A 12,899-nucleotide genomic window follows, 5' to 3' on the forward strand; every position below is an offset into this window, starting at 1 on the left:
CACAAGTGGCAGCATATTTCTTTCACATTGCTATTTAAGCAGTTATGCAATTTAGCACATTTGCTTTATCCTCCTAAAATGGATTTTTACAGATGAAAAAAACAGCAAAATGGTAAAGTTGGGTTAAAAAAAAGCCCCTTGTGGGCGACACGATCATAGCGATGGTGGCGTAAGCCCATAGAAAAGAAAGAAATATAAAGAAAAAAGTTCCGTTAGGAACGACAGTTATTAACGACGGGTTTAAACCCGTTGAACTGAAACAATGATAAAAAAGTCCCAGCGGGACGACAGATTTTGTTGACGAGTTTTAACCCGTTGAACTGAAACAATGATAAAAAAGTCCCAGCGGGACGACAGATTTTGTTGACGAGTTTTAACTCGTCAACAAAAACACTGGAGTGTTGACGTCCTCGTCAACCACAACAAATAAACTTTCAAGCAGTTATATAATAAAGCGGAAATTACATAACTCGGTTGTCAGGGAAACGACGAGGATTTCGTTCTTCCTTTAAAATATTCTCTCACAGATTACACAGATATCTCAGATTTGATTGTAGAAACAAGGATTTCAGGATTTTAGGATTATGAGGATCGGCTGTCGTCTTTAAGTCAAAATCGGCCTTTTCTATGAGATTATTAATGACCTTATTCTAAGATAGGAAAAAGAATGAAATTGTATGGAAAATCACAGGGAAAACCGATTTTAACTCAAAGGGCAACATAATTATAGCAATGGTGGCGTAAGCCCCTCGTAAAAATGAAGATACAATCATCATCTTTTACATTTTACAACTTCAATGAGACAATTTATCTTGCGAAAAGATGTCCTCCGACTACACATTGGGTTTCACTTTTCCACCTTTCCACTTTTTCACTTCAAAACCTCAAGACCTCTCGACTTCAAAACCTCTCGACTTCAAAACCTCTCGACCTCTCGACTTCTCGACTTCAAGACCTCTCGACTTAATTTGCGAAAAACCGCGTCCCCCGGCTACACAAAAAACCCAGCTCTAACAATATGCTGGGTTTCTGATAGATATTTAATAAAAGTTTCTTATTCTTTTTCTTCGGAATCTTCTTCCGTAGCGGTCTCTTCGGTCTCTTCGGTTTTGGGCATAATAGAAATATCCACGGAGGTCTTGGCAATTTCCGGATAAAAATCGTCTATATATTCACGAATAGTAGTTTCAATGTCAGTGAATTTATCCAGAATTTCCTGGGAGAAGAAGACCTTTAGTTTAGTAGAATTTAGTGAATGGTTAAAATTTACTTCTGGCATTTCGCCATAAACATTATTTAAAAATTCGGGCAGGGATTTGGCAAGCTTGGCAATACCGCTAATTTTTTTGTATGCTTTAAATCCAAAATGAGCAGCTGCAGCGGTGCCACCTACGATAAGTAATTTTTTGAAGAGCTTTTTCATAATAAATTCCTCATTTTCTTAATTTTATTTGTAAATGGATTTGATTTTACCCCAAGAACGGTTCTGGATAAAGGTTGGTTGCAATATATAAAAATCTGCGGAAGAAATAGGACAAAGAGCAAACTGGCTGAAACCATAAACCACAATTCCTGTAATAGACGCATATTGAGCATTGGCAATCATTTTTCCTTTAATACCCGTATTAAATTGATTACCTATCACAAAACAAGTTCCACTGCCATCCGTAACTTCCAAACTATTTTTTAAGCCCTTATTGCTGGTAGAAGAAACATTTAAAAAACGAATATAAACACCTTCGTAAGATTCAGCTTCTTCTGAATGAGATAATTGACCAGTAGTTAAAAGAATCGGCTGAGGAAGAGCATTGCCTCCGCTGATGATTCTGGTCTGCGCTATATCTTGCAGACAAGTCATCCCGTAAAATTCGGAAACGGTTCCTAAAACCTTTATATAATCCCCTTTTTTTACTTTGGCATTTCTATCCAAAACTAAAATCCCTCGCCAAGGACCATTTAATCTTTCACTGATAAAATAACCACCCTGTTGATAATCAGTAGCAGTTACAATTCCTTCCAAAGCAACACTTTTACCTGTGTATAGAGATGGAAAGGTTCCGTCGCTTCCCCGGAAAGAAGTGAATTGCACTTGATATATAGACACGGCTTCTACCTGGCAAAAAGCGCAAACCAGAATACTGATTAGGATTAATACTCTTTTCATCTATACCTCTATAATTACATAATAAAGCATTCGGCTATCCTGTCAAGTAAAATCGTAAACGAAAAAAGGGACAATGTCAAAAGTTAAATAAGGTTTTCCTCTCGTTATGTCTTATCTTTTCCAATTGGCTTTCCTCGTGCTTTATGGCTCAATGTTCTTCCCTTTAAAAATTGTCCAGATTGGGCAAATTAAGCCGAGAAAAGAAGCCAATAAAGTTAAATTACCGATTCATATAATTTACTATTAGCATATTAATTAGTCCAAGATAAGTAGTTTAAAATTACGTGTAAATTCACCTAATTTTACTGAACCAATATAAATACCCTTAGATAAAGGTCTATTTTTATTATCAACAAGCAAGAGGGGAACCTCTAATTTACCTTTATCTACATTTGGTAATATTTCTGTTCTAAGCTTTTGTCCCCTAATGTTATATAAATTAAATTGCCCCGCACTTCTTATATTGGCTTCAAGGGACAAGGTTATTTTATCTTTTGCCGGATTAGGGTAAAAAGATATATGAAACTGAGGTATATTTTCTGAACTATCAAAAATAGCAAGGGGGGTTCTGCGTAAAATAATTCCATCATACGCGGGGATAGATACGAAAGTGCATATTTGACCATTGTTAACAATATGATCCTGACTACCATTAAGATGATACCAAGGATGGGTTAATTCAGCAGTAAGAGTTATACTATATGGATTACATATTACCAATCCATTTTCAAACTCTCTCATAAGTAATTCTTCCTCCATTAAGCGTAAACTTATATCATCAAAATATACAATTCCGGGTTCATTACCAAGATTAAAAGAAAAGCGAAGTTGATCAGGATTTAAGTTTGTGTTTTGAGAAGTAACAGAGAAATTATAATTAGTCCAATCAGTATTTAAGTCAATTGGGATACTATGAGGAATAACCCATTCCCAATTGGCAAGATGTTTTTGGATAACAAAGTTGATTGTTCTGGGTTGAGCAGATTTTGCTTTGAAAGTAACCAGATATCTATTTCCGTATTCGAAATCCATATTGGGATTATTATATTGCATAAATTGAGCGCTGTAATCATTTCCATCCGCATAGGTGACATTACAAATTGCAAATGAATTATTATTTTCAAATCCAGTTTGAATATATCCGGTTGTGGGTGAGACAAATGCCAATTCCCAACCTGCCAAATTAGAATTCATTTCTCCATTAATCAATAAATTCGGCTGATCTGAAATTTGGGGATTTACAAAACCTTCTAATGGCTCACCCAAATCACTATCATATTCATCAAACCACCAAGTATCAGAATGATCCGAAGGGCCAAGATCAATTGCATAATACGCAGAACCCATCAATGCCGTTGTAAGAGTAAAGCGAAAATGAGAAATATCAGCAAGAAATCCATTCGGTTCCATAGCTTGAATGATATTCATTACTGGTGGGACGAATGTATCTTCTATGTTATTATACATATTCATAAATGTTGACCAGTCGTAACCAAATTCAAAATTAGGATTATTATAGTCCCAGCCCTCAAACATAACACCATTTAGATATTGCCCGTATTCATAACCTCCATTTCCGATCAAAATCTTAGTGGGATTTTGAATTCTTAATTGATTTAACATTGCTTCCATTCCCAATATCCACTGATTATCAAGCCAATCTCTGTTATCAACTATCCCGTCATTATTACAATCAATATTTGCAATCTCATAGGGGACAATAGACCAGCAATTGTCTATAAAAAAACCATCCCAAAGAGGATCATTAAGAACATTGTTATTAATAAAATCTGCAAAATGTTCTACCCATGTAAATCCATTTACTTCTGGACAAAGGGTAGAACAATTTAACATCCAGGTTCCTTGCCAAAAAGAAGTATGTTCTCCTGTTGCAGTCCTTAACCACCATTCATCTTGAATTGAGTTTCTTAAAGAATAGCGAAGGGGCTGATAAATGGGATTGGGAACATTTGTAGAAATTTCTTGGCAAGTCATATATGCCAGCAATTTTACATTGGGATTTAATTGCCTTATGCTTTGTAAAGCAGTAGGGTTGATTTCACTCATTTCCATATCTAAAATTACTACATCGTATTTTGCGAGTGCAGGTACAAATTGACTGTTCTGATCACTCATAAAAGAATCAAGATAGTAACAAGATATTTTGGGATAATTACCCAAAAGATAAACTGGAAATAATAACAGTGCTACAAACGAAATGTTCACAAATAACTTCCACATTTTTCCCTCTTTTTTCTTATGTTCTTACAAAAGTATAAGCGATTATGGAGAAAAAGCAAATAGAATGAATTGGTCAGGAAGCAGGCATAATTAGTCCTTGTCGCTAAACTTGAAGTGAGAAAGTGCAAAGAAGCATATTCCATATTGATTATTTAGAACAATAATCCTCTCACTAAACAAGGGTCTTTCCTGTCCAGATTCAGTGAAAAAAGTCATCTTTTTTTTTATTTGACAAGCAGACAGACGGGAAAAGTTTTGCCTTCAAATGAGGTGAAATTTGAAAACAGCTATTAAAATAAAAGGTGCACAAGAACATAATCTTAAAAACATTGATTTAACCATTCCCCGTAATAAACTTGTGGTTTTTACAGGTGTTTCTGGTTCAGGTAAATCGTCCTTGGCATTTGATACTCTTTATGCTGAGGGTCAAAGGCGTTATGTAGAATCCCTTTCTGCTTATGCAAGGCAGTTTTTGGGGCAAATGGAAAAGCCCAAAGTGGATTATATTGAAGGTCTTTCTCCTGCCATATCCATAGAACAAAAAGCAGCCAGTAAAAATCCTCGTTCTACAGTTGGAACCGCTACTGAGATATATGATTATTTACGAGTTCTTTTTGCGCGCATTGGAAAACAGTATTGTTATAATTGCGGCAGACCTGTCGGCTCACAAACTATTGACCAAATGATTGAGCATTTATTGCAAAATAAAGTTGGAACTAAACTGCAGATTTTAGCTCCTTTGGTTCAAAATCGTAAAGGTGAACATAAAGACGAGCTGGAAATGCTGCGTCAGGAAGGTTTTGTCCGTGTTTTAATAAACGGTCAATTACGCAATCTGGAAGAAGAAATTGTTCTGGATAAAAAAAGCAAGCATAATATTGATGTAGTGGTAGATCGCATCGTTATTAAAGAAGGCATTGAAAGCCGTCTTTCCGATTCTCTGGAATTGGCTTTGAAATTAGCTGATGGCATTGTTAAGATAGATTATCCTGATGAAAAGCGAGAAGTGATTCTCTCCGCTCAAAATGCTTGTCCTCATTGTCATATCGGTTTTGAGGAACTGTCTCCCCAAAGTTTTTCTTTTAATAGCCCTATTGGCGCTTGCACTCTTTGTGGCGGTTTGGGTTACAAACTGGAATTTGATCCGGATTTGGTAATAAGCGACCCAGAATTAAATATAATGGAAGGTGCTGTAGCGCCTTGGGGGAGGTTGGAGACCAAACAACATAGCTGGACGCTAAATACGGTAAAGAACTTGGCAAAATCTTTTGATTTTTCCTTATCCACGCCTTGGTATCAACTGCCCGAAATTGTTCGACAGCTGATTCTCTATGGCTCTAAAGGAAAAAAATTCAAAAATGCTTGGCAAAGTGAGAATGGAAAGGGAGAATTTTATACGCGTTTCGAAGGTGTAATTCCCCAATTGGAAAGAAGAATGCACGAAACGGTCTCTGAAGAAATGCGGCGTTATTATCTGCAATATATTAGTGACAAACCTTGCCCCGAATGTAATGGCTATAAGCTTAAACCGGCTTTTCTCGCGGTTAAAATAGCAGATAAAAACATTAGTGACATCACGGCAATGAGTGTGCGTGACGCATTAAATTTCTTTGAAAAATTGCAGCTGAAAGGGAATGAACAATTGATTGCTTCAGAGATTCTGAAGGAAATAAAGAATCGGCTGGGTTTTTTGATGAATGTAGGTTTGCATTATCTAACTTTGGATAGAAGGTCTCCTACTCTTTCCGGAGGAGAAGCTCAACGCATTCGTTTAGCCAGTCAAATCGGGAGTCAATTAGTTGGCGTTATGTATATTCTGGATGAACCAAGCATCGGTCTTCATCAAAGAGATATATCCAAATTGGTGGCAATGCTTTTGCAGTTAAGGGATTTGGGAAATACAGTGATAGTAGTTGAACACGATGAATATACAATGCATCAAGCGGATCAGATAGTAGATTTTGGGCCCAAAGCTGGAGTTTACGGAGGCGAGATTGTTGCTTCAGGTGATATAGATACTATTTCCAAAAATTCTAAGTCCCTTACGGGAGCTTATCTTTCAGGTCGGATTAAAATTCCGCTTCCTGAAAAACGAATTAAACCTGACGGACGGATGCTGAGCATTGTTAATGCCCGGCATAATAACCTGAAAAACTTGAATGTGGATATACCTTTAGGACTATTTGTTTGTATAACAGGTGTGTCTGGAAGCGGAAAAAGCAGCTTAATCAATCAAACACTATCCCCCTATTTGCATAATCATTTTTTCCATACTGCTTTAAAAGTAGGTAAGATGGATGAAATTAAAGGTCTGGAACATATAGATAAAATAATAACTATAGATCAACAGCCAATAGGCAGAACACCGCGTTCCAATCCTTGTACCTATGTAAAACTCTTTGATCCAATTCGTTATCTTTTTGCCCAATTGCCGGCTTCCAAAATGCGAGGATATACACCCGGTAGATTCTCTTTTAATGTAAAAGGTGGACGCTGTGAAGCATGTGAAGGCGCAGGCGTAAAGCAAATAGAAATGCACTTTATGGCTGATATTTTTGTAACCTGTGAGGTCTGCAAAGGGAAACGATACAATCAAGAAACACTTTCCATTCGTTATAAAGGGAAAAATATTGCGGAAGTGCTGGATATGGATGTGCAGGAAGCAATAGAATTCTTTTCTGCCATTCCGGCTATTAAAAATAAGCTTAAAACATTGCAGGAAGTGGGCTTGGATTATCTAAAGCTGGGCCAGCCCTCTCCTACCCTTTCTGGGGGAGAAGCTCAACGCATAAAACTCTCGCGTGAATTGAGCAAGGTCTCTACTGGAAATACTCTATATGTTTTGGATGAACCAACAACCGGACTTCATTTTGATGATATAAGCAAACTACTAAAGGTTCTTAAGAAACTTGTCGCGATGGGGAATACGGTAATCGTTATCGAGCATAATATGGATGTTATAAAATCTGCTGACTGGATTATAGATTTAGGTCCCGAGGGAGGAGACGAAGGCGGAAAAATAATTTGTAGTGGGGCACCGGAAGAAATTATGCAATGTCCTAATTCATCGACAGGCAGTTTCTTAAGATATCATCTGGAAAAAGAAAAAACACAATTAGAAAACAGATCGGCTGAGACAAAAAAAGAGGGCAAACACCCTAAGGATTCAGCTAAAAGAAAAGTAGATAAAAGACAGGTTTTATGAGCTTTCTGCGTTTTAGTTATACTCCCCTCACGGCAGGAAAACATACTGTTGGCATTGCGGGAGATTTTACTGCTTGGGAAATTATCCCGATGGAAGAAAGTGGGGGTATCTATTCACTTGCTTTAGATCTACCTACCGGAGTGTATCAATATAAGTTCATTGTAGATGGTAGTTGGATTCCAGATGAAAATAATCCCGATAAGGTTCCCGATGCTTTTGGTGGCTTTAATTCCGTGTTAACGGTAAAACCTGTGATAAAATCGATTAGCTGGGAAGAAACGATAAAGCAGCTAATCAATAAATCACCGGAGAAATTCTATCAAATTTACCGTCCCGGTAAAAATAATTATGAATTGAGATTTTACTGGTATGCTGGTTTATCCGATTCCATTTACCTGCTATTTGATAAACAAACTATTAAGCTTGAGTATATTGGGAAAAACCCGATATTTGAGGTCTTTTATTGCTTCTTTGAATTTGAGGGTGAATTCAATTTCACTATTCAAATTCAATATCAAAACAAGTGTCTTTTTTTAGGCAACAAGGGTTTTACGGAAAATAAAGAGGAACTTAATCCTATTTCCAGGTATCTTGAAGATATTCCTTTATTCTCTATTCCTGATTGGGTTAGCAAAAGCATCATTTATCAGATATTTCCAGATCGTTTTTGTAACGGAGATAAAGATAACGATCCTGATTTTAATGAATGGTATTATGCAGATAGTAAAAATCCGACTTTAGAAGGTGAATCTCTTTCCCCTGAAAAAGAATATTACCATCTGGTTAATGACTGGTATGATATAGGGGGATTGAAACAAAGTCCATATCAAAAAGAGGATATGCCCGATTTTTATTCATTTTATGGAGGCGATATTGCCGGTGTAAGACAAAAACTGAGCTATCTACTTGATTTGGGGATAAATGTTATTTATTTCAATCCGCTTTGGCAAGCAAAATCCAATCATAAATATGACAGTGCCGATTATCATAGTATTGATCCTCATTTTGCTACTTCTCAGGAAATGATGGATTTTGTGCAAGTGGCTCATGAAAATGGGATAAGAATAATTCTGGATGTAGCTTTCAATCATACGGGAGAAACATTTTGGGCGTTCAGAGATTGCGTGGAAAATGGCCCCAAATCTCCTTACTGGAATTGGTATGACTGGGGAAAATGGCCTCTGCCTAAACCGCTTCCGCCTAAATTTAACCCAAAAGATTACTATCAATGCTGGTGGGGAATAAAAGATATGCCCGATTTAAATTATGATCTTGCTCGTCCCCATCCCGATGAAAATGCTGTTCGCGATATCAAAGAAGCAAGACCTAACGCAGCTTTGGTAGATTATTTGCTTTCCACAGTGCGTTGGTGGCTATTGGATATTGGTATAGATGGATTCCGTTTGGATGTTCCTGATGAAGTTCCTTTCTGGTTTTGGGAACTTTTTCGCGCGGTAGTGAAAAAGACCAAGCCCGATGCCTGGATCGTAGGAGAAATCTGGTATGAAGCAAGGCAGTGGGTTTCACCTTTGTATTTTGATTCTGTGATGAATTATGCATTCTTTAAAACTCCTGTGATAGAATTTTTTATCTTGGAGGCGATTACTAAAGAAGAATTCTGCCAAAAAATAGAATCCGGTCTTGCTCTTTATCCTTTTCATTCCTTAAAAGCAATGATGAATCTGATAGGGAGTCACGATACTCCCCGTATCTTTGAAATATGTAAGGGTAATGTAAAAATACTGAAACTGGCGATATCTTTTCAAATGTGTTTTATCGGGGCACCTCATATCTATTACGGTGACGAAATAGCTATGGGGGGAGGAAAAGACCCAGATAATAGAAGGCCTTTTAACTGGAAATGGGAAAATGATCCGGTTGCCTGTGAATTACGAAACTTCTATAAAGAACTAATTGCTCTTCGTAAAGCTCATTTAGCTTTTTGTGAGGGTCATTTTGCCTTTTTACCCACTACTGAAAAAATAATTGCTTTTAAACGCAAAACGGATAGCGAAGAACTTGTGGTGTTCATAAACTATAGCTCAAATGCTGTAGTTATTGACTTGTCTGGAAAATATCTAATCCTTTGGGGAGAACTTGAGTCAACTGGAAAGTTAGCACCTTATTCTACCTTGATTATATCACTTTTAAGCTAGAAGAAAAAAAATCTTGACTAATCTGACTATTCGAGTATTATGAGTCAGTTATTCAAAAGATGTTTGTATCTTTATAGAATCCAATAAGTTAAAATAAGGAAGGAGAATGAGTGTAACTCAGAACAAGAGGAAATTGATACTGGATATAGCTACTCAGCTATTTACCCGTTTCGGTTTCGCCAAAACCTCTCTGGATGAGATTGCTGCAGCTGCCCAAATTGCTAAGGGAACGGTTTATTATTACTTTCCCAGCAAGGAAGATCTCTTTGTTGCTTCCATTGAAGCAAAAACAAAAGAGTATTTTATGATGTTGCGTCAGCATCTTAATGCCACAGTGGGATTTGAGGAAAAACTGACGGAATTTTTAAGTTTTCCTATCAAACTTATCTACGAAAATATGCCAATTTTGATTGAATGTTTAATCAATATTCCACAAAGCTATCAGGAACAGCTGGTTCAATTCAGAGCTAAAAGCAGGGAAATAATGATACAGATTCTATCAGAAATTATCCAGCTGGGAAAGCAGGAGGATTTGATAGATGAGCGTTTTCCTGAAGACCGGCTTTGTGAAGTGATAACGGATTGGTTTATGATAGGAGAACCTGGTTTTAAAATAGTAGATGTCCCCCGTTTATTAGAAATAATAGAAAGGGATAACGATTTTATAATCAAGATGCTACTCTATGGAATTGTAAAACGAGGATAAAATATGAAAAAGACACTAATTGTATCGGCATTGCTTACTTTAATACTAAGCAGTGTATATGCTATTGATCTGGAAAACAGCATCGCCAAAGCCAAACAAAATAACAAAGAACTGTTGATGGCAATGGAGGAAATTAAAAAAGCCGATGAATCCTATAAACAGGTTCGCGGTTCCGCTTATCCGCAATTAAATTTACAAGGCGCTTACGGTTTAAGTAAAACTTACTATCCAAACTCAGCCATACCGGCTTCGATGGATCTTACTGATGGATTGGATGATTCACCTACAGATAACGAAGAATATTTGGCGGGTGTAATGAATAGCATAGTTAATTCAATGATTCCGGAATCACCTGCTGAAGCAGGTTCTTTTGCTTTACAACTGAAAATGGAACAAATTGTATATTCAGGGGGAAAGCTTGGAAGCGGAATTAAAGCTGGAAAATACTATCGTCAAATACAACGATTGAACTACAAAGTTAAAGAACAGGATGTAGTTTTACAAACAACAGAACTCTTCTACCAATGTTTATTAGCCAAGAAATTGTGGGAAGTGCAGGAAGAGGGCTTACAGATATCCAGACAGCACTTGCAAAGGGTTGAGCTGTTTAATGAGGAAGGCCAAATATCAGAATTTGAGTTGTTACAAGCACGCTTGGGCGTAGTAAAATTGGAACCCCAAGTGCTTAAGGCAAAGAATGATTATGATTTAGCTGTTTCCGCTTTTCGCAAACAGATTGGAGAAGAAGATAGCGATATAATTCCCGAAGGTGAATTTGTGCTTCCTGAAAAAATGGACATAACTTTGGAAAATGCTACCGAACAAGGTTTGAAACAAAGAAACGAAATTGAACTAATAGAATTGAGCACGCAGCTGAAAGCAATCCAATATAAAGTAGAAAAAGTAAATTATTTGCCCAATGTAGCTTTTACGGCAGATTATTCATTATATACCGCAGCAGATGAATATGCTATCCAAGGTGATGATTTTGGAAATAAATACAGCATTGGTTTGGGTTTTCAGATGCCGTTGTTTACTGGTTTAGCAAATACGGCTAAACGAAACTATGCCCGGGCTGACTATCAAAAAGCCAAATTACAACAAAGAGATACGGAAGAGCTGATTACTCTGCAAATAAAGCAGGAATACCAAAAATACTATCATGCTTGGGAAAATCATAATGTGCAGAGTGAAAATATTCGTTTGGCAGAACGCGGTTTACAGCTTGCTCAGGTTCGTTATGAAAATCAGGTCGGCATCCAGCTGGAAGTGTTTGACGCTCAACTAACTCTGCAGACAATAAAATTACAATATTATCAATCAATCTACGAGATTATCTCTGCCGATCGCAACTTTAAGAAATCAATCGGCATTATTCTATAAATGGAGAAAAAATTATGAAACGATATTTAGTTATTCTTACTACCCTGATATTGATGCTACTCTCTGCCTGTTCACAAAAAAAGGAAGAAGGCAAAAGTATGGAACAAATTTACAGTGAAGAAGGAGTTCCAGTACGCCAGACAATTGTAGAACCGACTACTTTTCGTCAAAACCTGCTTTATAATGCCACCTTAAGTGGAATGGAAGAAACAACTGTGCAAGCAATGGTTTCGGAAGTGATAAGCAAAATTAATGCAAAAGTTGGTGATCGAGTTGTAAAAGATCAGATAATTGTTTGTTTTCCGCAAAATACTCCTTCTGCTCAATATGAACAGGCATTAACGGCATTTAACAGTATAAAAAACACTTATGAACGGATGAAGCGGTTATTTAACCAAGGCGCTATTAGTCAGCAAGACCTTGATAACATCGAAACCCAATATAAGGTCTCGAAAGCAAATTTGGATATGAGTGATAAAATGATCAATGTGCGTGCGCCTATTAGTGGTGTGATTACTTCAATGTATGTAAATCCGAGCGATAAGGTTTTTCCTGGGAAAGATCTTTTTACCGTTGCTTCAACTAATGGATATAAAGCAATAATTATGGTTCCGGACACGGAAATTAGCAAAGTAAAAAAAGGTGCCAGGGCAACCGCCACTTGGTTGGATACCTCAATCAACGGTAAAGTTACTGAAGTTTCTCTCTCTATGGATAATGCCACTAAAGCATTTAGAGTAGAAGTTAGTTTTCCTGGAATGAATAAGAAAATTAGCTACGGTATAACGGCTGAAATATCCGTCGATATTTTCAGCAAACCAAATGTTATTGTGGTAGAGCGTCAGCATATTGTTAATGAAAACGGAGCTCAATATGTATGGTTGAATCAGGATAATAAAGCTGTGAAAAAAGAAATTACTACTGGATTGGATAACACAATAACTTTTGAAGTTACCAGTGGGCTTAATCCCGGTGATGTTTTAATAACCGAAGGTATCAATATGTTAACTGATGGCGCAAAACTACGCGTCATAGAATAAGGAT

8 protein-coding genes are annotated in these 12,899 nt (G+C 36.9%); 5 read left to right on the plus strand and 3 right to left on the minus strand.

Annotated elements, in window-relative coordinates; genetic code table 11:
* Positions 1-1,054 precede the first annotated feature (1,054 nt).
* The 3 genes from ABFC98_06430 to ABFC98_06440 all read right to left on the minus strand — a co-directional run bounded on the left by ABFC98_06430 (position 1,055) and on the right by ABFC98_06440 (position 4,405).
* Positions 1,055-1,423, minus strand: coding sequence for a hypothetical protein (locus ABFC98_06430; GenBank protein MEN6445668.1), 369 nt, complete (start codon positions 1,421-1,423; stop codon positions 1,055-1,057).
* Between the two features lie 24 nt (positions 1,424-1,447).
* On the minus strand, positions 1,448-2,164 hold the full coding sequence (locus tag ABFC98_06435; protein ID MEN6445669.1) for a hypothetical protein: 717 nt from the start codon (positions 2,162-2,164) through the stop codon (positions 1,448-1,450).
* 255 nt (positions 2,165-2,419) lie between these two features.
* Positions 2,420-4,405, minus strand: a complete 1,986-nt coding sequence (locus ABFC98_06440) for a putative glycoside hydrolase (GenBank protein ID MEN6445670.1) — start codon at positions 4,403-4,405, stop codon at positions 2,420-2,422.
* Between the two features lie 277 nt (positions 4,406-4,682).
* Between ABFC98_06440 and uvrA the strand changes: the two genes are divergently transcribed.
* From uvrA to ABFC98_06465, 5 genes are all read left to right on the plus strand, one after another.
* Positions 4,683-7,610: an excinuclease ABC subunit UvrA gene (gene uvrA / locus ABFC98_06445; GenBank protein MEN6445671.1), complete on the plus strand. Its 2,928-nt coding sequence runs from the start codon at positions 4,683-4,685 to the stop codon at positions 7,608-7,610.
* Positions 7,607-9,766 carry an alpha-amylase family glycosyl hydrolase gene (locus ABFC98_06450; GenBank protein ID MEN6445672.1) on the plus strand — a complete coding sequence of 720 codons (2,160 nt, stop codon included), beginning with the start codon at positions 7,607-7,609 and terminating at the stop codon, positions 9,764-9,766. Before uvrA ends, ABFC98_06450 begins: the two co-directional genes overlap by 4 nt.
* A 106-nt stretch (positions 9,767-9,872) precedes the next feature.
* Positions 9,873-10,472: a TetR/AcrR family transcriptional regulator gene (locus ABFC98_06455; GenBank protein ID MEN6445673.1), complete on the plus strand. Its 600-nt coding sequence runs from the start codon at positions 9,873-9,875 to the stop codon at positions 10,470-10,472.
* A 3-nt stretch (positions 10,473-10,475) separates the two neighbouring features.
* Positions 10,476-11,855, plus strand: coding sequence for a TolC family protein (locus tag ABFC98_06460; GenBank protein ID MEN6445674.1), 1,380 nt, complete (start codon positions 10,476-10,478; stop codon positions 11,853-11,855).
* 14 nt (positions 11,856-11,869) lie between these two features.
* On the plus strand, positions 11,870-12,895 hold the full coding sequence (locus tag ABFC98_06465; GenBank protein MEN6445675.1) for an efflux RND transporter periplasmic adaptor subunit: 1,026 nt from the start codon (positions 11,870-11,872) through the stop codon (positions 12,893-12,895).
* Positions 12,896-12,899: the final 4 nt, after the last annotated feature.

Origin of the sequence: Candidatus Cloacimonas sp. (assembly GCA_039680785.1) — a bacterium.
Classification (GTDB): Bacteria; Cloacimonadota; Cloacimonadia; order Cloacimonadales; family Cloacimonadaceae; genus Cloacimonas.